The organism is Corallococcus sp. AS-1-12, assembly GCF_020036995.1.
Classification (GTDB): Bacteria; Myxococcota; Myxococcia; order Myxococcales; family Myxococcaceae; genus Corallococcus.
In genome coordinates this window covers 49874-73347 of the sequence record NZ_JAIQDD010000027.1, presented here as the reverse complement: position 1 = coordinate 73347, position 23474 = coordinate 49874, and the positions used below count along the sequence as shown (strand labels likewise).

The window sequence follows — 23474 nt, the reverse complement described above, 5'->3', positions numbered from 1 at the left end:
CTGCCCGGCCCCACGCCACGCGCAACCCCCGTCTTGCCCCGGATGCGCCGCGCTAGATGGGCGCGGCGTGCTCCGTCTCCTCGGGCACCTCGTTGCGGGGCTCGCCCTCCATCAAGGAGTCGTACTCCTCCTCCAACTGGATGCCCAGGTCCTCCAACTGGTCCTTGCTCAGGAGCTTGCGCGCCGCCTTGAAGAGGTCCTTCTCCTCCTCCTCCACGTGGTGCTCCACCTGCTCCTGGAGGACCTTCATCTTCGCGTCGAACTCCTCGTCGGAGGGCTCCATGTCCAGCAGGTCCGCGATGAGGCGCTTGACGGCGAGGTGCTCCTCCACGGCCTCGCGCAGGTCGTCCTCCGTGTCGTCCTGCTTGAGCACCGGGTACAGGTACAGCTCTTCAATCTTCGCGTGCGCCCCCAGCCGGTCGGCGATCTGCTCGAACAGCTCCTGGCGCTGGTCGTCGTCCTCGTCCGACAGCTTCTCGTACTTCTTGAAGAGCTTGGACACCTCTTCGTGCTGCTGCTTGATCAGGTCCAACGCGTTCATTCCCCTGCCCCCTGATGAAGTGGATGTGCAGATAGATGGGGGTGGGCCCGCCCGAATGGAAGCCCACCCGCACGCACTTCTCACTTCACCGGCAGCTTGCGCGAAGGCAGGTCCTTCACGGCGGGGCCGTTGAGCACGCGCCCGGTGGGGCTGAAGCGGCCGCCGTGGCAGGGGCAGTCCCAGGAGCGCTCCGCGTTGTTCCAGTGCACGTGGCAGCCCAGGTGCGTGCACACCGGGGACACGGCGTGCGGGGTGCCGTCCTCCTCGCGGTACACGGCCACCTTGCGGCCATCCACCTCCAGGATCTTCCCCTCGCCCGGGGCCACGTCCGACAGGTGGCGTCCGTCCGGCTTGGAGAGCCGGTCCGCGACGAAGCGGAAGGCCACCTCCGCGTTCTCCTGGATGAAGTCCTTGGCGCCGGCCTTGGGCTTCACGCGGCCCGCGTCGTACAGCGCGGCGTAGGGGTTCTCGTTGCCGAGGATGAGGTCCGACAGCACCATGCCCGCGAGCGTGCCGAACGTCATGCCCGTGCCGGAGAAGCCCGTGGCCACGTACACGTGGCGGCTGCCCACGTTGCGTCCGATATAGGGCAGGCCGTCCGCGGGCTCGATGACCTGGCCGGACCAGCGGTGGGTGATGCGCTTCACGGGGAAGCGGTCGCGCGTGTACGCCTCCAGCGCGGCGAAGCAGGACGCGGTGTCCTCCTCGCTTCCGACCTTGTGGTCCTCGCCGCCCACGATGACGTAGGACACGCCGTCCACCCGCTGCGTGCGGATGTAGTGATACGGGTCGCGGCTGTCGTAGTACTGGCCCGGCTCCAGCGGCGCGTCCAGCGGGGCCGCCACCGCGTAGGTGCGGTACGGGTAGAGCTTGGTGTGCATGGCCACGCGGTTGAGCGGCGTGGTGGTGGCCTCCACCACGGCCCGCGCCGTCACGGTGCCGCCCTCCGTGACGACGCGGCAGGGCGCGCCGTCATGGATGTCCACGACCTTGGTGTTCTCGAAGAGGTGGCAGCCGTCCCCCGGGATGCGGTCCGCGAGCGCGAGCAGGTACTCCCGCGGGTGGAACAGCGCCTGATCCTCCACGCGCAGCGCGCCCTTCACCGGGAAGGGCAGCGGCACCTCCTTGGTGAAGGTCGCGAGCAGCCCCGCCTGCCGGGCGGCGGACACCTCCTGCAGCAGCTCGCGCAGCTCGGCGTCCGTCTCCGCGTAGCGGTAGCCCGGCGCCCGGGTGAAGCCGCAGTCGATGCCGAGCGTCTCCACCAGGGACGCGATCTGTTCGATGGCGGCCCGGCTGGAGGACGCGGCCAGGTGCGCCCCCTTCTCCCCGAAGTCCTTCAGCAGCGTGGTGTACGGCGTGTCCAGCAGCTCCGTGAGGTGCGCGGTCGTCTGCCCCGTCTGCCCGGAGAGGACGCGGTGCATCTCCAGCACCGCCACCTTCTTGCCGGCACGCTTGAGCAACCAGGCGGTCGTCAGGCCCGCGATGCCCCCTCCGATGATGGCCACGTCCACGTCCAGGTCGCCCCTCAGGGAGGGGAAGTCCCGGGGAGGCGTCGTCACCGTCCACAGGGATTTGTGCTGGCGCTCGTCGTTCATGACGGAAGGCTAGGAATCCGCTTCCCAGGGCATAAGCCACGCCTGCCGAGCCCCGCCCGGCCGGCTGCCCAGCGTGGGGTGTATGCGACCCAACAGAGCCAGGCCCCGGGTGTTGGTCAGACAGGGGGCGGGCGTGGACGGGGCTGGGGTGCGGTGTCGCCCGCGCGTTAAAACAGCCCTTGGACCCGAAGGTCCGCGCCGGGCGGACTTGAAGGAGCATGCGCCGAATGCCCGTGGAACGCGTGGCTGGTGGGGCCAGTCTGGTGGACGTGCTGGACCGCCTGCTGGACAGGGGATTGCGCTTCGACACGCCGGCCCAGGAGGTCCTGGGGCGCCCCTCTTCCTTGGACGGGGAGGCGCGCATCGTGGTGGCATTTTCGGAGGTCCGCACCGCAGACTCGCCGGAACGCGGCCGTCCCCCGCGTCCCCCTTCACCCGGAGCGTAAGGTCGTGGCGTCCCCAGCCCCGCTGCCCCCCGCCGAAGCCGATCCCGGGGCGCGCCTCGTGCTCGCCGAGCACCTGCTCGCCTGCGAGTCCGCCGTCGCCTGTGCGCGCGCGGTCGTGGAGTGGCTCGCGCGCAGACATGGCGTGCCCGCCGCCTGTGTCGGGCCGGGGGATGGCGCGGGGGCGTCCGCGTGCCTGGCCAGCGAAGGGCTGACCGGGGCGCAGCAGGCCGCGCTGGCCCGGGCGTGGGACGCGCAGGGCTCACCGCTCGCGGGCTTCCGCAACCGGCCCGGGGCGCGGGGGCTGGCGGCGGACGCGGTGGAGGGCGCGGTGATGCCGGGCGGGTTCTTCGCGGTGCCGCTGGGCCGCGCCGGAGCGCCCGCGGCCGCGCTGCTGGTGGTGGGGCTGCCTGGACCGGCGGTGCCGGAGGACGTGGCGTGGGTGGCGTCGTGCGCGGGGCCGCTCCTGGCCCGGCAACTGGCCTCGGATGCGCGCGCGCCGCGCCGCCCGGAGCCGGACCGGCTGCTTCGCCGGGTCATCAACGCGGTGTCGGATCCGGTGCTGCTCACGGACACGGACGGCACGCTGCTCTTCGCCAACGCCCGCGCGGAGGCGCTGCTGGTGGCGGGCCCGGACGCGAGCCCCGGCCGCACGCGCGCCGTGGAGCTCAACCAGCGCCTGTTCCGGGAGACGCTCGCGCAGGGCGGCACGTCCGTGCACCGGCGCGAGGTGTCGCTGGTGGATCCGCTGGAGGGCATGGACCTGCTCTTCGAGCTGGCCACCACCCCGGTGCTGGCCCCGGACGGTCCGTCCGTGGTGGTGAGCGTGCTGCGCAACCTGACGGACCTGGGCCGCGCCACGCAGGCGCTGGGGGAGAGCTACCGGCAACTGCGCGCCACGGAGCGCGAGGCCCGCAGCGAGCGCCACCGCCTGGACCGGGTGCTGGACTCGGTGGCGGACCCCATCATCCTGACCGACCCCGCGGGCGGCATGGTGATGATGAACGACCCGGCCGAGCGCCTCTTCGCCTGGCCTCACGAAGAGGGCGCCGGCGGCGAGGCCACGCTGCGCCGGGTGCGCGCCAACGACGCGCTCTTCGCGTCCTTCCTGGCGAACCTGCTGGGGCCGGTGAACGCGGGCGTGTCCCGCTGGAAGAGCCAGTTGACGCTGGACGACCCGGCCACCGGCGCGCCCGTGCCCATGGAGGCCATGGCCAACAAGGTGCTGGGCGACGGGGGCGAGCTGACGGGCATCGTCACCGTGTTCCACGACCGCACGGAGGTGCTGGAGCGGGCGCGGCTGTTGGAGCGCGTGAAGGAGGTCTCCAGCGAGCTGGAGGCGCGCGTGCAGTCCGCCACCGCGGAGCTGGCGGAGCAGAACGAGCTGCTGCGCCGGCAGGCCATCCAGTTGGAGCAGGCGAGCGCGGCCAAGTCGCAGTTCCTGGCCAACATGTCGCATGAGTTCCGCACGCCGCTCAACGCCATCCTCGGCTACACGAACATGCTCCTGCAGGGCGTGTCCGGGGAGATGACGCCGCCGCAGCGCAGGAACCTCACGCGCATCGACTCCAACGGGCGGCACCTGCTGGAGGTCATCAACGAGATATTGGACATCACCCGCATCGAGGCGGGGCGGATGCCGCTGCACCTGTCGGACTTCGGCATCCCGGAGCTCATCCAGGAGGTGATGGCGGAGATGGACCCCATCATCGCGCGCAGCAAGCTGACGGTGGAGACGCGCCTGGATGAGGGGCTGCCGGGGGTGTGGAGCGACCGACAGAAGGTGAAGCAGATCGTCCTCAACCTGTTGTCCAACGCGCTGAAGTTCACGCACGAGGGCGGCGTGCACATCGCGGCGGAGTATCAGAACGCCACCGGCACCGTGGCCATCTCGGTGAAGGACACAGGCATCGGAATCGACGTGTCGAACCAGGAGAAGATCTTCGAGGACTTCCAGCAGGTGGACAGCTCTCCCACGCGTGCCTATGGGGGAACGGGCCTGGGCCTGTCCATCTGCCGCCGCCTGGCCGAGATGCTGGGGGGACGCGTCTCCCTCCAGAGCGCTCCGGGCCAGGGTTCGACCTTCACCCTGCACTTTCCAAGACGTGCGAGACGGACATGACGAACACCCCGGAAAAGACAAAGCCGCTCGTGCTGGTGGTGGACGACTACCAGGATGCCCGGGAGATGTACGCGGAGTACCTGGAGTTCTCGGGCTTCCGCGTGGCGGAGGCGAAGAACGGCCAGGAGGCGTTGGACAAGGCCTTCGAGCTGGTGCCGGACGTCATCCTGATGGACCTGTCGCTGCCGGTGATGGACGGCTGGGAGGCGACGCGCCGGCTGAAGGGCGACGCGCGCACGAAGGGCATCCCTGTGGTGGCGCTCACGGGGCATGCGCTGAAGGGCCACTCGGAGGACGCGAACGAGGCCGGGTGTGATGCGTACGTCACCAAGCCGTGTCTGCCGGACGCGCTGGTGGACCAGGTGAAGAAGATGATTGCGCGGCGTGACGCGGCATCCACGCGCTGAAGCGGGCGGCTGCACGGAGGCAGGGGGCACGTCATGACGACGAAGACCCAGGCGGAGTCCTCGCGCGAGGCACGGGCGCACTATCTCTACGGCATCGTGCGCGAGGACGGCGGAGGGGAGCAGGACCTCGCGGGGCTGGGGGAGGCGCCGGTGCGGCGGGTGCGAGAGGGAGGGCTCGCGGCGCTGGTGTCCGACGTCACGGGCCCGCGGGTGGTGCCCACGCGGGCGAACCTGCTGATGCATCAGCGCGTCACGGAGGCCGTGGTGCGCGAGCACACGCTGGTGCCGGTGGCCTTCGGGACGGTGCTGCCGTCGGAGGAGCGCGTGCGGGAGCTGTTGCGCGTGGCGCGCGCGCCGCTGAGCCGGGCGCTGTCGGAGCTGGAGGGCCGGGTGGAGCTGGGGCTGAAGGTGTACTGCCACGGCGACGCGCTGACGCGAGGGTTGCAGGAGGCGCGGCCGGAGCTGGCGCGCGGCCCCGCGGAGCTCGAGGAGGACCACGAGGCGCGGCTGGAGGCGGCGCTGCACGACCGCATCCGGAAGGACCTGGACGGGCTGAGGGCGGGCCTGCGTCCGCTGGCGGAGGCGACGCACGAAGCGCCGCCGCTGGGTGAGCGGATGATGCTCAACGCGGCCTGGCTGGTGGACCGCACGCGGGTGGCCGCGTTCGAGGCGCGGGTGCAGTCGCTGGTGGCGCGGCTGGACGCGTACACGTTCCGGTTCACGGGGCCGTGGCCGGCCTACAGCTTCGTGGACGTACGGCTGGACCTGGAGCCGGCGTCCACCGCGCCGTGAGCCCCTAGCGCGGCGCGGTGAGCTTCGCGGCGTCCTCGGCCAGGAGCTCCAGGCCGCCGCCCATGCGGGCCCAGCCGGGGGTGAACTCCGTGCGCGCGTACCACGAGCCGTCGGGCGTCTTCGCCATGGAGAGGTCGCCCACGGCCTTGCCGCCGCGCTGGTACTCCACGTGGAAGGCGGGGGTGGGGGCCGGGCCCGGAGGAGCTTCGCCCCGGCCCAGCAGCTCCACGGGGGTGAGGCGCCACAAGCGGTCATGCCAGTTGCGGGCGAAGTCATCCGGAGTGCCGGGGGCGTCCACGGGCGACAGTTGCATGGCGCCTGGCGGTCTGCCGCTGGCGACGAAGGCGCGGGACGTGGTGCCGGTGGAGATGACGACGCGGTCGAAGCCGTCCACGTCGAAGGCGTGAAGGCGCCGGTCCACGAGCCGGCTGGACGCGGCCTCCAGGTCCGGCAGCAGTCCGGGGCCGAGGAGGAAGACGTGCCCGTCGGAAGCGCGCTGGAGGTAGGGGGCGCCCCAGCCCGAGGCGGGCGTGGCGATCCGGAACGTCTTCGGCGTCCCGTCCAGCACGAGCGTCAGACCGCGCTCCGTCTTCGCGAGGCCGATTTCGTCCAGCTTCTTGTCGTCCAGGACGCCCAGGTCCCGCTGCGCGCGCAGCGGAGCGAAGCGGGAGAACAGCTTCAGCGCCACATCGTTGCCGCGCAGCTCGCGAGGAGGAGGCACGGGGGTAGGGCTCGCCGCGGCGATGGAACCCGCATCCGTCCCAGCGTCTGTCAGGCCGGGCTGCGCCACACCGCCATCCGTCGTTCCAGCTTCTGCCCCAGGCTTCGCGGGCTTGTTGCCAAGGCGGACCCAGATGGTGTCGCGGTCCTGCGGGTCGCGGAACAGCTCCACGAAGCGCGTCTCCTCGTCGTACCGGATGCGGTCGAGCGCGCTCGCCTGCGCGTCCTCCACCGTCACCTCACCCGGTGCGCGAGAAGGCTCACGCTGCCACACGAAGAACGCGGCCACGAGCGCCACGCCCGCCAGCACGCCCTGCACCGCCACGTCGCGTGCCTTCATCGCGCACCTCCCGCCACCGCGGTGCTCCGGGGCGCACGCCGTCCGCGCCGCCGCGTCACGAAGAAGCCCACCGCCAGCACCGCCACCGGCACCCCGAAGACCGTCGCGTAGAACCACATGACGTCCTGCGAGCGCGTGTGCTGCAACGGCACGTCCTCCTCGCTCGTCGTCACGCCGGAGAGCGCCTCCTCGCCGGAGAGCCAGCGCAGCGTGTCCACCGCGAGATACGCATTGCCCACGTTGCCCAGGATGCCGTCCCCCAGCGCGTCCGCGTCCGCCATCACCACCGCGCGCGAAGCGGGCTTCCCCTCCCCCGCCGGCCGCTCCACCGCCACCACCAGCGGCCACGCCTTGGTGACCTCGCCCGGCTCCGGCTCGAAGTCTCCGTTGCGGTCCGCGAACGTCTCCGCGTGCGCGCGCACGCTCGTGTCCAGCAGCACGCCGGGCACGGGCGGGGTCAGCGTCTCCAGCGCCGTCGCCCCCATGAACGCCACCGCGCCCTGCGACCCCAGCGCGGACAGCGACGTCACCGACGGGTGCGAGGAGAAGCTCGCCGTGCCCAGGTTGCCCCGGTCGCTCTGCTGACGCGTGGTGCGGAAGTACACCCGATCATTCGCCAGCGGCACACGCAGCGACTTGAGCCCCATCGGCTGGAGCAGCGGCTCCAGCGCCGCGCCATCCGGCTCCAGCGCGATCCACAACCGCCCTCCCCGCTCCCAGTACTCGCGCAGCGCGGCGGCCTCCTCCGGAAGCAGCTCCCGCGTGGGTCCCAACACCGCCACCATCGCCGCGTCGGCCGGCACCGCCGACCCCAACCCCTCCGCCACCGTGAGCGTGCGCACGTCCACGTTCTGCGCGCGCAATAGCTCCTTGAACTGCGCCACCGACGGCCGGGCTGCCTCCCCCGGAACGGGCCGCGTGTCGGCGCGCTCTCCATGGCCTCCCGTGAGGTAGACGATGCGCCGGGGCTTCGCCACCGCCAACAACCGCCGCTGCACCTCCGCGTCCAACCGCTGGAGCTGCCCGCGCGCACGCTCGGGATCCAATCCCAGCGTCAGGATCTCCTTGCGGTCCCCCCGCGCCAGCACCACCGAGCCGTTGTTGCTGACACCCAGGGCCTTGCCGCGCGCGGGCTCCACCGCCTGGTCCAACGCCTCCACGCCCAACTGCGGGCTCTCCGGCTCCAGGTCGCGGAAGTACTGCCGCACCGCCTCGCCCACCTCGTTGGCGGGCGGGAAGAAGAGCGTCACCTGCAAGGGCTCGTTGAGACCGCGCACCAGCTTGCGCGTCGCATCGCCCGGCTTCGCGGTCCGGAAGTACGACAGGTCCCAGGTCGCGTCCGCCTGCGTGGCCACGTACGTCGCCGCGAACGCGAACACGATGACGAACGCCATGCCCAGACCGGAGAACAGCGCGCTCTTCACCCGACCCGTCTCCGGCACGGGCGCCCGGGCCATGGCCACGAGCGCGGCCTCCACCATCACCAGCGGCACGAGCGCGCACAGCATCAGCGCCGGGAACAGCACCGCCAGCACCACCGACAGCCGGGGCGACGCACGCGACAGCGGCTCACCGAGCAGCGCCGTCCCCACGTCCCCCTTCACGAAGTAGAGCACCAGCGCGGCCAGCCCCACCACGTACAGCGTGAGCACCCACCGCTCCAGCGCGCGCCGGTCCGAGGGCGCGGAGATCATCCGCACCGCGCGCCACGCCGTCGCGGCCACGACCCCGGCGGTGCCCAGCGCCGCCAGCGCCACGCGGCCGGAGCCCACGCCCAGCACGCGCTCCGCGAGGAACACCGCCACGAGCCCCGCGACGAACGCCCCCGTCGCGGCGAGCCCCGTCCCGAAAGCAACCGGCGTGCTCATCGCCACCTCCGCGCTTCCAGCACCCGCGTGGCCGCGAACAGCGCCACATAGGTGACCACCAGGTAGTAGACGACGTCCCGCACGTGGATGAGCCCGGCCTGGAACGGAGGGAAGTGCTGGTTCCACAGCGACATCGCGCTGAAGACGTCGGACAGCGGCTGCTCGGTGATGCGCGCCAGCAGCCAGCAGAGGATGAGCGCCACCAGCATCACCGCGGAGAAGATGGCCGCGAGCAGTTGGTTCTTCGCCAGCGACGACCCGAACGTCCCCACCGCCAGCGACGCGCTGCCCAGGAGCAGCAACCCCAGGTAGCCCGCCGCCACGTGCCCGAAGGACACCTTGCCGTTCACCAGCACCAGCAGCGGCATGTAGAGCGTGAGCAGCAGGTACAGCGCCAGGAACGCGAGCCCCGCCAGGAACTTGCCCAGCACGATGTCCCGGTCCCGCACCGGCGACGCGTACAAGAGCGGCAGCGTGCCCGTCTGACGCTCCTCCGCGAGCAGCCGCATGGACACCAGGATGGCCGCCACGATGGTGAAGCCGCTGGAGTAGTAGAAGAAGCCGGACAGCACCTCCGCGGAGCGCTTGCTCGCGCCGCCCAGGGCGTACGCGTTGAAGAACAGCCCGTTCACCGCGAGGATGATGGCCAGGATGACGTAGCCGCTGAGCGTGCGCAGGTAGCCGGCCAGCTCGCGGCGCGCAATCAGGAGCGCCTTCACGCCTTCACCTCCTGCCCGTGCGTCAGGCGCAGGAACAGCGCCTCCAGTTGCCCCTCGTTCGCGTCCAATCGCAACAACTCCAGGCCCGCGCCCACCACCGCCCGCGCCACCTGGGGCCGCAGATCCGGCGCCGCCGCGACCTTCAGGGCCAGCACGCCGCCCGCCCCTTCCCGCACCTCCACCGCGCCGAACCCCTGGAGCGCTTCGAGCGCCCGGGCCCGGTCGCCCCGCACCTCCAGCACGATGGACGGGCCGCCCAGGCTTCGAGACAGCTCCTCCTCACTGCCCTGCGCCAGCAGCGTGCCCTTGTGGATGATGAGCAGCCGGTCGCACGTCTGGGAAATCTCCGGGAGGATGTGGCTGGACACCAGCACCGTGTGCGCGCCCTTGAGGCCGCGGATGACGTCGCGCATCTCCACGATTTGGAGCGGATCCAGGCCGCTGGTCGGCTCGTCCAGGATGAGCAGCGCGGGCTTGTGCACCAGCGCCTGCGCCAGCCCCACGCGCTGGCGGTAGCCGTGGCTGAGCGTGGAGATGACCTCGCCGTGCACGTCGCGCAGGCCGGTCTTCTCCTCGGCTTCACCGACGTGGGACGCGGTGGCCTTCGCGGGCACGTCGCGCAGCCGGGCGACGTAGGCGAGGTATTCGCCCACCGTCATCTCCTCGTAGACGGGGGGCACGTCCGGCAGGTAGCCGATGCGCTGGCGCACCTCGTGGGACTGGCTCACCACGTCGTGCCCGTCGATGACGACGCGGCCCGAGGTGGGCAGCAGCACGCACCCCAGAATCTTGAGCGTCGTCGACTTGCCGGCGCCATTGAGGCCCAGGAAGCCGATGACCTCGCCCTGGCCGATGGTGAAGGCCAGGTCCCGGATGGCCGCGTGCTCGCCGTAGAACTTCGTCAGCCCTTCGACCTGGATCATCAGGACTCCTCGAAGCGAGGGGGGAAGCGGCGCACTTCTGTCGCCCCTCCCGAGGAGTGTCAAGCACGGGGCCTATCCGTGGCGGTATTCCGCGCCGTCCGTGGTCCGCCCCAGGGTGAAGCGCAGCGCCTCCTCCAGGCCGGGCAGGAGGAAGGAGAAGCCCTTCGCCTGCGCGACCGTGGGCAGGGCGTGGGTGCTGGACAGGAGGGTCTCCTCGCCCATCTGCCCGAAGACGGTCTTCACCACGGCGGCGGGCAGCGGGAAGACGGCGGGACGGTGCAGCACCTTGCCCAGCACCTTCGCCAGCTCACCCTGTCGCACCGCGTTCGGGGACACGGCGTTGAGGGCGCCCTGGATGGACGGGGTGAAGAGGGCGAACTGGATGAGCCCCAGCACGTCCTCCAGGGACACCCAGCTCAGCCACTGGCGTCCGGAGCCCACGGGCCCGCCGCCGCCCGCCTGGGTCGCGAGCGCCAGCTTCGCGAGCGCCCCGCCGCGCGCGTCCAGCACCACGCCGATGCGCAGGTGCACCACGCGGATGCCCGCGTCCTGGGCGGCCTTGGTGGAAGCCTCCCACTGGCGCGTGACGTCCGCGAGGAAGCCGTCACCGGAGGAGGACGTCTCGGTGACCTCCTCCTCGCCCCGGCTGCCGTAGTAGCCCACGGCGGAGGCGCAGATGAGCACGCGCGGCTTGCGGGTGGCGCGGGCCAGCGTCTCGCAGAGCAGGCGGGTGCTCTCGGTGCGGCTCTTGAGGATCTCCTGCTTGCGCTCGTCGGTCCAACGACCTTCGCCCACGTTGGCGCCGGAGAGGTGCACCACGGCGTCCACGCCCTCCAGGCCCGCGGCGTCGATGGTGCCCTTGTCGGGAGCCCAGGAGATGTCCCCGCGCGCCGGGTTCGCGCGGCCGCGCACCAGCCGCTTCACGCGGTGGCCGCCGGTGGTGAGGAACGACGACAGCGCGGAGCCCAGCATGCCGGACGCCCCGCCGATGGCCACGGTGAGCGGGCCCTGGGATGCGAACCGCGCATGGCGGCGCAGGTCCGCGCGGGTGAGCGTGTGGCGGTACGCGAACATGTGCTCCAGACGCTTGCGCGCATAGCCACCGCCGAAGGTGTCCCCGAGCGTGCCCACGGGCAGCTCGTACTGGATGTGGTCATCCAGGATGGAGGCCTGGGGGCCCGAGGGGTTCATGCGGTGGTCATGGATCCACTTCGCGAACGGGCCTTCACGCTGGGTGTCCTGGAAGGAGGAGCCCTCCACGTAGGCGGTGTGCTCGGCGACCATGCGCTGGGGGATGGGGCCCAGGTGGAGCTTCACGACGACGCGGGCGCCGGGACGGATGCCGTCGCCGGAGCGGTCGATGACCTCCGCGGTCTCCCAGGGAGGTGACAGGCGTTCGAAGGCCCCCTCGCGGGTGTGCCAGGAGAAGAGGTCGGCGGCGGGAACCGGCATCTGGCTGTGCGCTTCGAAAACGTGTGGCTTGCCCATGGTTTCTCCAGGGGAGACAGTGCGAACCGAGCATGCTTACTCCCGACCTCCTCGACCGTGCAGTCGAATTGCTGCGACGCGGCGGTGTCATCGCCCTGCCAACAGAGACGGTCTACGGCCTCGCGGCCAACGCCGAGGACGAACTGGCGGTGCGCCGCGTCTTCGCCATCAAGGGTCGGCCAGCGAACCACCCGCTCATCGTCCACATCCCCGGAGCGGAGCACCTGTCCGAGTGGGCCCGTGAGGTACCGGACGAAGCGAAGGCGCTGGCGAAGGCCTTCTGGCCGGGGCCGCTGACCCTGGTGCTGAAGCGCACGTCGAAGGCCACGGACGCGGTGACGGGAGGCCAGGACACGGTGGCCCTGAGAGTGCCGGGACACTCCGTGGCCATGGAGGTGCTCCAGCGGCTGGGAGGCGGCGTGGCGGCACCCAGCGCCAACCGCTTCGGCCGGGTGAGCCCGACGACCGCGGAGCACGTGCGGCGCGACCTGGGCGACGACGTGGACCTGGTGCTGGACGGAGGCCCGTCCACGGTGGGCGTGGAGTCGACCATCGTGGACCTGTCCTCCGGAGCCCCCGCGATCCTCAGGCCCGGAGGCCTGGCGACAGAGGACATCGAGCGGGTGCTGGGGCGCACGGTGCCGGTGCGCAAATCGACCACGGTGCGAGTCTCCGGTTCGCTGGAGTCACACTACGCGCCCAGGGCGGGCGTGGTGCTCGCGGAGCCGGGTGAAGCAGTGCAGCGGGTGGAAGCCCTGCGAGCACAGGGATTGCGAGTCGGAGTGCTGGGCCCCGCGTCACTGTCATTGCCTGAAGATGTGCAGCGCTTCGACGTGCCGGGAGAACCCGCGCAGGCCGCGCGAGTCCTCTACGCGCGACTACGTGAAGCCGACGAACAGGGCCACGACGTGCTCGTGGCCTGTCTGCCCGCCGCGAGCGGCCTGGGCATCGCCGTGCGAGACCGGCTGTCCCGCGCGGCGGCGCCCCGCGCTCACTGATCAGAGCTCCTTCACCAGGTCCTGCCGTGCCTTCGTGCTGTAGCGCCCGATGAGGTCCGCGCGCTTGGGCGCGTACTTCGCGGACTCGTACTGGATGGCCACGACGCTCCGGGACGGCAGGGACCACTGCGTCAGGTTCACGTGGCTCTCCAGCGTGGTCCACCGGTTGATCAGCTTGGGCCGCCCCTGGGCCAACGCGCTCTCCGTCGTCTGGACGGTCGCGGCGGCCTCCACCTCCTGCACGGGCATCAGGTCCGCGGCGAAGCGGATGGGCAGCTTCTTCCACTGAAGCTCTCGCGCCACGTCGATGCGCTTCTTCGGCTCGCCATACTTGCGCGTGAGCAGGTCCTGCATCAGCGAGTGGAACGTGCGCGGATCCGCCACGTCCGCGAAGAACACGTCCACCGCCGCCAGCCGGTTGTCCAGGAATCCGAGCGCCACCTCCGCCGGCACCTCCGCGATGGTCGTCTGCATCCGCAGCGTTCCATCCGGCCCCACGCTCGCCTCGGGCAGCGCCGCGCGCACCTCCTCCAGCGTCATCCCCCAACGGGCCGCCTGGAAGCCCTCCGTGCTCCGGTAGGTCTTGTCCAGCGAGTCCCGCACCGCCTGCCGCCGCTCCAGCGCGGTGGGCTTCCCCGACGCACACCCCGCCGACACCCCCAGCACCACCCACAGCCCCAATGCCTTGAACTTCATCGCACCGCTCCATTCCAAGCCACGGGCCTCGCCCCATGGAGGCCCCCAATCGCAGGCATCCCCCCGCGCTTCGCGAGGTGCGGACATAGAGGAATACGGTGGGGGGCCGGAAGCTGGGTCCTCCAACGCCCCAGGGGACTTGCGGCCAGGGGGCCTGCTCGCCCAGGCTTGCTCCTCTCGGAGGGGGAGTGGACGTCCGCCAGACTGGAAGCGCTGACTCCGGCGGGGCGCGTCAAGGCCCGTTCTCCCTTTTACAACCGCCGTCCGCTCCGCTATCCCGCGACCGTCACCCAGGAGTGTCCCCGTGAAGCGAAGTCTGTCCGGTCTGCTCGTCGCCCTCGCGTTCACCGCCTGCAAGCAGGAGGCGCCGGGCAAGCTGGAGCCCATCCCGCGCCCGCCGGGAGCCACCGCGCCCGAGCCCGAGGAGGCCGCTCCCACTCCCAAGGCGCCCGCCATCCCCAAGGACGCCGTCGTGCTGCGCTGGAAGCTCGTCCAGGACGCGCCCATCTCCTTCCGCGTCAACCTCGCCCTGGACCGCAACGCGCCCGCCCTGGAGTCCGCCCCCGCGGAGAAGCCCGCCAAGGCCGACAAGAAGAAGGGCGCCAAGGCCGCCCCCGCCGAGGCCCAGGCCCCCGCCGCCGCCAGGGCCTCCGTCCCCACCGAGTACACGTACGTGCTCCAACTGGACAAGAACGGGGAGCGCCAACTGCGCGTGACGCCCAACTCCGGCGCGCCCGAGGACGCCACCTTCAGCGACCGCGGCTTCATCATCGACGGGCTCCAGGGCCCCGCGCGCAACCTGGCCACGCTGGTGCTGGAGCTGCCGCGCGACCCCGTGCGCCCCGGCGAGACGTGGTCCCTGGGCACCGAGCTCACCACGCCGGACGCCCTGGGCACCCTCTTCCGCCGCGCCCCCGGCGGCGAGCGCCACAACCGCGTGAAGCTCGTCTCCGTCACCCCGGGCGACAACGGCGAGCAGGTGGCCACGCTCGAGTACGACCTCGTGGAGCAGTTCGGCGGCACCCTCAGCGCCCCGCGCCCCTCCCTCCCCAAGAAGGACAAGGGCGCGCCCCAAGCCGACCCCGAGAACGCCGCCATCGAGGTCCCCAACGAGCTGGACGACGCGCCCCCCGCCCCCGCAGCCCCGCCGCCGGGCACCGAGCTGGGCGCCACCGTGAAGGTCACCGGCAAGGGCGAGTTCCTGGTGAAGGCCGGCCAGTGGCGCTCCTGGGAGGGCACCCTGTCCACCTCCCTCAACGGCCCCGCGCAGCCCGCCGTGAACCTGCCCGCGGGCACCTACCAGGCCCGCATCACGCCCGTCAGCGCGCCCCAGGCCCCGCCCGCGACTACCGCGACTCCGCCCGCGCCGTAGCAGGGGCCGGGCCGTCCGAAGCGCGCACCAGCCGCACCACGGCGTCCACCCACTCCGGGTGGGCGTTGAGGGACGGCACCAGCGTCAGCGACTCGCCGCCCGCCTCCACGAACTGCTCCTTCGCGCGCAGGCCAATCTCCTCCAGCGTCTCCAGGCAGTCCGCCACGAAGGCCGGGCACATCACCGCCAGCCGCTTCACGCCCTTCGCCGCCAGCTCCGGCAGCACCAGGTCCGTGTACGGCTTCACCCACGGCGTGCGCCCCAGCCGCGACTGGAAGGACACCGTGTAGCCGCCCTCCGGCAGCCCCAGCCGCTGGGCCAGCATCCGCGCCGTCGCGAAGCACTGCGCGCGGTAGCAGTGCCGGTTCTGCGCCGTGATGGCGTCACAGCAGCCCGCGGACGCCAGGCAGTGACTGCCCGTCGGGTCGCTCTTGCGCATGTGCCGCTCCGGCAGCCCGTGGAAGCTGAACAGCACGTGGTCCGCGCGCGTGTCGGCAATCACCGGCCGCGCCACCGCCGCGAACGCGTCCAGGAAGCCCGCGTCGTCCCAGAAGGCCGGCACCGCGCGCACGTTGGGGACGTCCCAGCCCTCCGCCAGCACCTCGTAGGCCCGCGCCAGCGACGACGCGGAGGACGACGCCGCCTCATGCGGGTACAGCGGCAGCACCGTGAACTCCGACACGCCCTTCGCCTTCAGCCGCGCGATGGCGTCCGGCAGCGACGGGTTGCCGTAGCGCATGGCCAGCTCCACCTCGTAGTCGTCCCCCAGCCGCTCCCGCACCCGCGCCTCCAGCGCGCGGCTGTACACGAGCAGCGGCGAGCCCTCTGTCATCCACACCTTGCGGTACGCCTCCGCGCTCTTCGCGGGGCGGAAGGGCAGGATGACGAGATTCAGGAGGAACCAGCGCCCCACGGGGTTGATGTCGATGACGCGCGGGTCGTTGAGGAACTCGCGCAGGTAGCGGCGCACCGGCCCGGGCTCGGGCGCGTCCGGCGTCCCCAGGTTGACGAGCAGCAGCCCCCGCTTCGTGGTCGGCACAGGCATGTGCGAGGCCTCAGTGCAGCGCGTGAGGCAACGTGAGCGCGAACTCGGCGATGCGCGCCTCGAAGCGCGTCCCGTCCGGACGCTCCATCTCGTAGCCGCCGCGCATGGTGCCGAAGGGCGTCTTCAGCATCGCCCAGCTCGTGTACTCGAACCGCTCGCCCGGCTTGAGGTGCGGCTGACGGCCGACCACGCCCTCGCCCTTCACCTCGTCGATGTGGCCCTGGGCGTCGGTGATGATCCAATGCCGGGACCGGAGCTGCGCCGGGACGGTGCCCTCGTTGAGGAGCACCACCTTGTACATGAAGGCGAACTGCCCGGCCTCGGGCGTGCTGCGCTCCGGCCAGAAGGTCGGCTCCACGGTGACGCGGATGCCGTCGGTGGTGGCGGTGGACATGGCGGGAGACTTGGCAGCGACTCCCGCCCGATGCAAGCGAAACGCAGGGCCTTCCTCAGCCGCGCTCCTGCTCCCGGGCCGGCGCGTCCGGGGCCTTGTCCGCGTCCGCCACCGGGGTGGACCCCTCCGCCTCCGGGGGCTTGGGGAACACCAGCGACGCCAGGATGGCCACCAGCAGGCACCCGGCAATCACCGCCAGCGAGATGCCGATGGGGATCTTGAACCAGTGCTCGATGAGCATCTTCACGCCCACGAAGGCCAGGATGACGCCCAGCGCGACCTTCAGCAGGTGGAACTTCTCCATCAGGCTGGAGACGACGAAGAAGAGCGAGCGCAGGCCCAGGATGGCGCAGACGTTGGACGTGTAGATGATGAACGGGTCCTTGCTGATGCCCAGCACCGCCGGGATGGAGTCCATGGCGAAGAGCAGGTCCGTGGCCTCCACCACCAGCAACACGATGAACAGCGGCGTCACCTTGCGCCGGCCGTCCTCGTGGACGAAGAAGCGGCTGCCCTCGCCCTGGCGCGACACCGGCAGCAGGCGCCGGGACATCCTGACGATGAAGCCCGCCTCCGGGTCCACGTCCTCGTCGTCCTTGGCCCACAGCATCTTGGAGGCCGTGTAGACGAGGAACGCGCCGAACAGGAAGATGAGCCACTCGAAGCGGGCCACCAGCGCCGTGCCCGCGACGATGAGCAGCGCGCGCATCACGAACGCGCCCAGGATGCCCCAGAAGAGCACCCGGTGCTGGTGCTGCGGCGGCACCCGGAAGTAGCCGAACACCATCAGGAAGACGAAGAGGTTGTCGACGGACAGCGCGTACTCCACGACGTACGCCGTCAGCCACTCCAGCGCCGGCCCCTTGCCGCCGTAGTGCCAGACGCCTCCGCAGAACGCGAGGCTGATGCTCACCCACACCAGCGTCCACAGCGTCGCCTCCTTCGGCGACACCGCGTGCTCCTTGCGGTGGAACAGCCCCAGGTCCATGGCGAGCATCGCCAGGACGAAGACGTTGAAGGCCACCCAGGGCCAGAGCGAGTGCGTCATCACGCCCCGCTGCCTACTCCGGGACGGCCCCGGCGGCTACTCCCATTCCGTCGCCGGCCGGCGCAAGACGACCAGGGAACGCCCCACCGCCTGCACCTTGCCGCCCGCCGGGGTGTGCGTGCGCAGGGACTCCCCCGTCGCCGCGGTGTCCACCACCAGCTCCCAGTCCGCGCCCCACTCCAGCGCGGGCAGCATGAAGGTGATGGGCTCGTGGTGCGCGTTGAGCAGCACCAGCAACGTGTCCCCCACGATGCGGTGGCCCTCGTCGTCCGGCGTGGCGATGGCGTCGCCTCCCAGCAGGAAGGCCAGGGAGCGCACGTAGGGCTTCTCCCAGTCCTCGCGCTTCATCTCCTTGCCGTCCGGCCGGAACCACGCCAGGTCCTTCAGCTCGCTGTCCCAGATGTGGGCCCCGCGGAAGAAGCGGCGCTTGGACAGCACCGGCTGCTCGCGCCGCAGCTTGATGATGCGGGAGGTGAAGTCCAACAACTGGCGCTGCTGCTCGTTGAGCTCCCAGTTCACCCACGACAGCTCGTTGTCCTGGCAGTAGGCGTTGTTGTTGCCCTTCTGCGTGCGGCCCATCTCGTCGCCCGCCACCAGCATGGGCACGCCCTGCGACAGGAAGAGGGACGCCAGGAAGTTGCGCTTCTGCTGCTCGCGCAGCGCGTTCACCTTGGGGTCGTTCGTCTCCCCCTCCACGCCGCAGTTCCAGGCGTGGTTGTCATTGGCGCCGTCGCGGTTGTCCTCGCCGTTGGCCTCGTTGTGCTTCTGGCTGTACGTCACCAGGTCGTGCAGCGTGAAGCCGTCATGCGCGGTGACGAAGTTCACGCTCGCCGTGGGCTTGCGGCCGGACAGCGCATACAGGTCCGAGCTGCCCGTGAGCCGGGAGCCGATCTCCGCCGCCTGCCGGTCGTCCCCCTTCCAGTAGCGGCGCATGGTGTCGCGGTACTTGCCGTTCCACTCGCTCCACAGCACCGGGAAGTTGCCCACCTGGTAGCCGTAGTCCCCCACGTCCCACGGCTCCGCGATGAGCTTCACGCGGCTCAGCACGGGGTCCTGGTGGAGGATTTGGAAGAAGGCCGCGCGGGTGTCGTAGCCGTGCCGGTCCCGCCCCAGCGTCGTCGCCAGGTCGAAGCGGAAGCCGTCCACGTGCATCACCTCCACCCAGTAGCGCAGGCTGTCCGCGATGAGCTTCAGCGCGTACGGGTGCGTGGCGTTCCACGAGTTGCCGCACCCGGTGAAGTCCATGAAGTAGCGCGGGTCCTTCTCACTGAGCCGGTAGTACGCGCCGGCGTCCAGCCCCTTGAAGGACAGCGTGGGCCCCAGGTGGTTGCCCTCGCAGGTGTGGTTGTAGACCACGTCGAGGATCACCTCGATGCCCGCGCGGTGCAGCAGCTTCACCATCCCCTTGAACTCCGCCACCTGCTCGCCCAGCGAGCCCGACGCGCAGTAGCGCGCGTCCGGTGCGAAGAACCCCAGCGTGTTGTAGCCCCAGTAGTTGGAGCGCCCCTTCTGGGTGAGGAACGGCTCGTCCACGAAGGCGTGGATGGGGAGCAGCTCCACGCTCGTCACGCCCACCTTCTTCAGGTGTTCGATGCTGGCCGGGTGCGCCAGGCCCGCGTACGTGCCGCGCAGGTGTTCGGGGATGCGCGGGTGCAGCTTGGTGAAGCCCTTGACGTGCAGCTCATAGAGGACCGTCTTGTTCCAGGGGACCTCCGGCCGCTTGTCGCCCTCCCAGTCGAACCCGTCCGACAGGATGACCGCCTTGGGCACGCCCCAGGCGTCGTCCTGCGTGTCCATGACCAGGTCCTCCTCCTTGCCCCCGTGCACGTACGCGTGGATGGGCGCCTTGGGGTCCACCTGCCCGTGCAGCGCGCGGGCGTAGGGGTCCACCAGGAGCTTGTGCGGGTTGAAGCGCAGGCCCTTCTTCGGTTCATACGGACCGTGAACCCGCAGGCCGTACAGACAGCCGGCGTGCACGCCCGGCATGTAGCCGTGCCAGACGTGGTTCGTGGTCTCCAGCAACGGGAAGCGGCGCGTCTCCTTCTTCGGGTCGGCGGGGTCGAAGAGACAGACCTCCACCTTCTTCGCGTGCTCACTGAACACGGCGAAGTTCACGCCGTTCCCGTCGTACGTGGCGCCCAGGGGAAACGGCTTCCCTGGAAGCACCTCGGCCCTTCTCATCCAGTGCTCCTCTCCAGCAGCACCACCGGGAACTCCGCGAGGAGCGGCCCCAGGGCCAGCCCCACGCCTCCCGGCCCCTGCTGGGGACGGACGGTGTTCCCGGTGAAGACGTTGCGGAACATCATGCCCGCATATGCCTCCGGAAGGTTCAGGAACGTGCCGTCATACGCCTGCGCCAGCCCCCCGGACTCCAGCGCCTCCAGGGTGTAACGCGGCGCGCAGGCAATCAGCACGCTGTCACCGTGCGTGCGCGCGAAGCCCACCGCCGCGGGCGAGCGCGGCCCGGACAGCTCCAGCGCCCCGTAGCCGCCGGCGCGGAACAGGTCCGCGTACCGCTGGCGCAGCCGCAGCGCCTCCGCCAGGACGAAGAGCTTCACCTGCCCGTCGTCGAAGTCCCGGGACAGCCGCGCGCACAGGGCGGGCCGGTCCTTCGCCGCCGCGGCGTCCAGCGCCGTGAGCAGCCGCTCGCGCAGGGCGTAGTCCACCGGCCGGCGGTTGTCCGGATCCACCAGCGACAAGTCCCACAGCTCGCAGCCCTGGTACGTGTCCGCCACGCCCGGCGACGCCAGCTTCAGGAGCAGTTGCCCCAGCGCGTTGTGCTGGCCCGCGCGCTCGATGCGGCGCTTGAAGGCCTTCACGTCGTCCAGGAAGGCCTGGCTCCTCGCGGGGTCGAAGCACGCGTCCACGAAGCGCGCCACCGCGTCGTCATAGGCGCCGTCCGGGTTGGTCCACGACGTGCGGACCTTGGCCTCCTTGATGGCCTTGCCCATGTACTCGCGCACGCGGCGGTGGAACTCCTGGAGCTCGGCCCGGGGCACCGCATCCCCCATGGGCCACGCGCCCACCACCGTCTGGAAGAAGAGGTAGACGTCGTTGGACGACGGCGCGGGGCCCGTGGGCAGGTGGCTGACGAAGGCCTGGGTGAGGTCCGCCCAGGCGCGCACCTTCTCCCGCCACGCCTCCGGCAGCTCCGTGAGGACGTTGATGCGCGCGCGCACGTCCTCGCTGCGCTTGGTGTCGTGGGTGCTGGAGGTGAGCATGCTCGCCGGCCAGCGCTCCGCGCGCTCCTGGTTGCGCAGGTGGAAGGTGGTGGCGCGCATGCCGAAGTGCTCCGGCTCGCCGCCCACCTCGTTGAGGCTCACCAGCCGGTTGTAGATGTAGAAGACCGTGTCCTCCAGGCCCTTGGCCATGACGGGGCCCGTCACCTGCTGGAGCTTCATGGCGAATCGCAGCATGACGGCCTTCTCGTCGTCCCCCACGTGCTCCGGGTAGCGGCCCAGGAGGATGTCGCGCAGGAAGTCGAAGATGGAGGCGTTGGTGGTGGTGTTGCGCTCCTTGGCGCGCTGGAGGGTCCACTCGATGTACTGCACGTCGCGCACGTCCAGCTCCGCGCGCCAGCCGTCCACGTAGGTGCGGTAGACGGGGAACAGCGCGATGAACTCCACCAGCGCGCGCCTCAGGCTGTTGAGCGTGAAGTCGCGCGTGCGGCGGTTCATCTCCGAGATGCGGTTGAGCTCGTGCGCCAGCACGTTGATTTCGCTGGCCATGCTCACGCGCATGATGAGCAGCTTCTTCTGGTACACCAGCTCCGCGAAGTCCTGCGTGCCGCCCGCGAAGCGCTCGTACGTCTCCGTCAGGTGCGCCTCCGCGGCCGGGTGCACGAACAGGCCGCTCACCGCGTTGGCGAAGCGGTAGCCGGTGGTGCCGTGCACCGCCCACGCGTCCGGGATGCGCTCACGGCCGCCTTGAATCTTCTCCACCGCCACGAAGAGCGCCTTGCGCAGCGGGCTGTCCGGCGTGTCCATCACCTCGCGCCGCCACTTCGCGCGCAACAGCGCCTCCACCTCCGGCCACCGCGCGGCGCCGCCCTCCTCGCGGCCCGCGTCGAAGCGCGCCCGCGCGCGCTCCACGAAGAAGCGCTCCTGCAGGTCCAGGAAGTAGGCGGTGGGGTCGAAGAGGCCGTCCGGGTGGTCGATTCGCAGGCCCGTGACGCGCCCCTCGCGCAGCCACTCGAAGATGAGCTGGTGCGCCTCCTGGAAGACGTCCGCGTCCTCCACGCGGATGGCGGCCAGGCCGTTGATGTCGAAGAAGCGGCGGTAGTTGATCTCCTCGCCCGCCACGCGCCAGTGCGCCAGCCGGTAGCTGCAGTTCTGCAGCAGCGCGTCCAGCAGGTCGAAGGAGCGCACGTTGCCCGGCGTGCCGTTGAACACCCGGACGTTCTCCTCCACGTACGCCGCCAGCTCCGGGCTGTCCGCCACCACCGCGCCCAGCCGCCGCTTGATGACCTCCTTCTCCCGGTGCCGCTCAATCACCTTCGCCGTGCTCACCTCCGTGCGCGGCGGCAGGTGGTCCAGGGCCGTCAGGATGGAGAGCAGCTCCACCAGGTGCGGCGACTCCGCGCCCAACTGCTTCTCCAGCCGCTCCAGGCCGTGCCCGAGGATCCTCGCGTACTGGCGCGGCGCCACCGGCAGCCGGTGGTCGTAGTAGTGCAGGTGGAAGGCGCCGGCGTCGTAGGACAGCTTCAGCTCGCCGCGCTCCAGCACGATGCCGTACTGGTCGCCCAGGATGGGCAGCAGCACCTTGTCCGCCAGCTCGTCCTTCACCGGCCGCCAGTCCACGTCGAAGAACTTCGCGTAGATGGACGACGGGCCGTTCTCCAGCACGTCCAGCCACAGGCGGTTGTCCCGCTCGATGCCCATGTGGTTGGGCACCACGTCCAGCACCTGCCCCAGCCCGTGCTCGCGCAGGGCGTCACAGAGGGCCGCGTGCTCCTCGGGCGTGCCCACCTCCGGGTTGAGCCGTTGGTGGTCCACGCAGTCGTAGCCGTGGGTGCTGCCGGGCGTGGCCTTGAGGTAGGGCGACGCGTAGAAGTCGCTCACGCCCAGCCGGGCCAGGTACGGCACCAGCGCCTTCGCCTGCTGGAAGGTGAAGCCCTGGTGCAGTTGCATCCGGTAGGTGGACAGCGGCGTGACGCGGCGCGATTGCAGCTCGCGTCGGACCTGCTCGAACAGGCCCTCCGCCTGGGCTTCCACCGTCGTGTGCGTGCCATCCGCGTCCGCCTGCCGCGCGGAGCGCTCCCCTGCCTCAAGGCTGTCGTGGAACATGGGCCCCAGAGGTAGGCCCGACGCGGCGCGTCCGCCAGCGGGCAGATGCGCCTTAGCCCCCTTTTCAACGCTCCGGGCGAGCGGTTGGCGGAGGGAGAAAAAGCGGAGGGCCCGTCGCGCGCGATGCGTGACGAGCCCCCAGGGTCCTTCGGGCGACCGGCGACGGCCCCGACGGGCCCTGCACCGTTCAGCTCAGGTGCTTGTTCACCAGCGCGGTCATCTCGAACATGGTGACGTTCTTCTTGCCGCCGAAGATGGGCTTGAGCTTGTCGTCGGCGTTGATCTGGCGCTTGTTCTTCGCGTCCTGGAGGTTGTTCTTCTTGATGTAGTCCCAGATCTTGCTGACCACCGCGGTGCGGGGCAGCGCCTTGGACCCGACGATCGCCGCCAGCTCAGCGGAGGGCGTCATCTCCTTCATGAACGCGGCGTTCGGCTTACGGCCCGCGGCCTTCTTCGCGGCAGGGGCCTTCTTCGCGGCAGCAGGGGCAGACTTCTTCGCAGCGGCTTTCTTGGCGGCCATTCGTCTTGTGTCTCCTCCCCTCCGAAGGGGACGTTGCACGGCGTGCTTGCATCTTCAAGCTAGAGCCGATGGCGCGTAGTAGCACGGCCTAGAGCGAAAAACAGCGTCCATCGCGCGCTTTTTCCCTCTGGGGCCCCTCGGAGCAATGGATTCGGAGC

At 70.7% G+C, this 23474-nt stretch carries 19 protein-coding genes; 5 read left to right on the top strand and 14 right to left on the bottom strand.

Annotated features, from left to right (window positions below):
• Positions 1–52: 52 nt before the first annotated feature.
• Together K8556_RS31130 and K8556_RS31125 are read right to left on the bottom strand one after the other, a co-directional pair.
• Positions 53–541, bottom strand: a complete 489-nt coding sequence (locus tag K8556_RS31130; RefSeq protein ID WP_223743740.1) for a hemerythrin domain-containing protein — start codon at positions 539–541, stop codon at positions 53–55.
• An 80-nt stretch (positions 542–621) separates the two neighbouring features.
• Positions 622–2136 carry an FAD-dependent oxidoreductase gene (locus tag K8556_RS31125; RefSeq protein WP_223743739.1) on the bottom strand — a complete coding sequence of 505 codons (1515 nt, stop codon included), beginning with the start codon at positions 2134–2136 and terminating at the stop codon, positions 622–624.
• Between the two features lie 450 nt (positions 2137–2586).
• On the opposite strand from K8556_RS31125, the gene K8556_RS31120 reads away from it, so the two are divergent.
• Genes K8556_RS31120 through K8556_RS31110 form a run of 3 tightly spaced genes read left to right on the top strand, consistent with a single transcriptional unit; the run spans position 2587 to position 5900 of the window.
• Complete coding sequence (locus K8556_RS31120) at positions 2587–4701, top strand: PAS domain-containing sensor histidine kinase (protein ID WP_223743738.1); 2115 nt, start codon at positions 2587–2589, stop codon at positions 4699–4701.
• A complete protein-coding gene (locus tag K8556_RS31115; protein ID WP_223743737.1) occupies positions 4698–5108 on the top strand; it encodes a response regulator in 411 nt (136 codons plus the stop codon). Before K8556_RS31120 ends, K8556_RS31115 begins: the two co-directional genes overlap by 4 nt.
• Before the next feature lie 33 nt (positions 5109–5141).
• Positions 5142–5900 carry a GvpL/GvpF family gas vesicle protein gene (locus K8556_RS31110; RefSeq protein ID WP_223743736.1) on the top strand — a complete coding sequence of 253 codons (759 nt, stop codon included), beginning with the start codon at positions 5142–5144 and terminating at the stop codon, positions 5898–5900.
• 4 nt (positions 5901–5904) lie between these two features.
• Here the strand turns inward: K8556_RS31110 and K8556_RS31105 are convergent, their stop codons facing one another.
• The 5 genes from K8556_RS31105 to K8556_RS31085 all read right to left on the bottom strand — a co-directional run bounded on the left by K8556_RS31105 (position 5905) and on the right by K8556_RS31085 (position 11958).
• Positions 5905–6960: a hypothetical protein gene (locus K8556_RS31105; protein ID WP_223743735.1), complete on the bottom strand. Its 1056-nt coding sequence runs from the start codon at positions 6958–6960 to the stop codon at positions 5905–5907.
• Complete coding sequence (locus K8556_RS31100) at positions 6957–8828, bottom strand: Gldg family protein (protein ID WP_223743734.1); 1872 nt, start codon at positions 8826–8828, stop codon at positions 6957–6959. Before K8556_RS31100 ends, K8556_RS31105 begins: the two co-directional genes overlap by 4 nt.
• Complete coding sequence (locus K8556_RS31095; RefSeq protein ID WP_171414595.1) at positions 8825–9547, bottom strand: ABC transporter permease; 723 nt, start codon at positions 9545–9547, stop codon at positions 8825–8827. Before K8556_RS31095 ends, K8556_RS31100 begins: the two co-directional genes overlap by 4 nt.
• Positions 9544–10470, bottom strand: a complete 927-nt coding sequence (locus K8556_RS31090; protein WP_120589646.1) for an ABC transporter ATP-binding protein — start codon at positions 10468–10470, stop codon at positions 9544–9546. The genes K8556_RS31095 and K8556_RS31090 overlap by 4 nt, the downstream gene beginning before the upstream one ends.
• 72 nt (positions 10471–10542) lie before the next feature.
• The gene (locus K8556_RS31085) at positions 10543–11958 is read right to left on the bottom strand and encodes a TIGR01777 family oxidoreductase (protein ID WP_223743733.1); all 1416 of its coding nucleotides are present in this window, start codon (positions 11956–11958) and stop codon (positions 10543–10545) included.
• A 32-nt stretch (positions 11959–11990) separates the two neighbouring features.
• Here K8556_RS31085 and K8556_RS31080 point away from each other — a divergent pair, with 32 nt between their 5' ends.
• Complete coding sequence (locus K8556_RS31080) at positions 11991–12956, top strand: L-threonylcarbamoyladenylate synthase (protein WP_223743732.1); 966 nt, start codon at positions 11991–11993, stop codon at positions 12954–12956.
• Here K8556_RS31080 and K8556_RS31075 read toward each other — a convergent pair whose 3' ends face one another.
• Positions 12957–13652 carry a hypothetical protein gene (locus K8556_RS31075; RefSeq protein ID WP_223743731.1) on the bottom strand — a complete coding sequence of 232 codons (696 nt, stop codon included), beginning with the start codon at positions 13650–13652 and terminating at the stop codon, positions 12957–12959.
• 304 nt (positions 13653–13956) lie between these two features.
• Here K8556_RS31075 and K8556_RS31070 point away from each other — a divergent pair, with 304 nt between their 5' ends.
• A complete protein-coding gene (locus K8556_RS31070) occupies positions 13957–15024 on the top strand; it encodes a hypothetical protein (protein ID WP_223743730.1) in 1068 nt (355 codons plus the stop codon).
• Here K8556_RS31070 and hemH read toward each other — a convergent pair.
• The 6 genes from hemH to K8556_RS31040 all read right to left on the bottom strand — a co-directional run bounded on the left by hemH (position 14999) and on the right by K8556_RS31040 (position 23316).
• Positions 14999–16069, bottom strand: a complete 1071-nt coding sequence (gene hemH, locus K8556_RS31065; RefSeq protein WP_223743729.1) for a ferrochelatase — start codon at positions 16067–16069, stop codon at positions 14999–15001. The two genes, K8556_RS31070 and hemH, sit on opposite strands and share 26 nt — an antisense overlap.
• Before the next feature lie 10 nt (positions 16070–16079).
• On the bottom strand, positions 16080–16463 hold the full coding sequence (apaG, locus tag K8556_RS31060; protein ID WP_223743728.1) for a Co2+/Mg2+ efflux protein ApaG: 384 nt from the start codon (positions 16461–16463) through the stop codon (positions 16080–16082).
• A 55-nt stretch (positions 16464–16518) separates the two neighbouring features.
• The gene (locus tag K8556_RS31055; protein ID WP_223743783.1) at positions 16519–17511 is read right to left on the bottom strand and encodes a TerC family protein; all 993 of its coding nucleotides are present in this window, start codon (positions 17509–17511) and stop codon (positions 16519–16521) included.
• 36 nt (positions 17512–17547) lie between these two features.
• Positions 17548–19692, bottom strand: coding sequence for a glycogen debranching protein GlgX (glgX, locus tag K8556_RS31050; protein WP_223743727.1), 2145 nt, complete (start codon positions 19690–19692; stop codon positions 17548–17550).
• Positions 19689–22796, bottom strand: a complete 3108-nt coding sequence (treY, locus tag K8556_RS31045; protein ID WP_223743726.1) for a malto-oligosyltrehalose synthase — start codon at positions 22794–22796, stop codon at positions 19689–19691. The genes glgX and treY overlap by 4 nt, the downstream gene beginning before the upstream one ends.
• A 187-nt stretch (positions 22797–22983) precedes the next feature.
• Positions 22984–23316 carry an SWIB/MDM2 domain-containing protein gene (locus K8556_RS31040; RefSeq protein ID WP_014394388.1) on the bottom strand — a complete coding sequence of 111 codons (333 nt, stop codon included), beginning with the start codon at positions 23314–23316 and terminating at the stop codon, positions 22984–22986.
• Positions 23317–23474 lie beyond the last annotated feature (158 nt).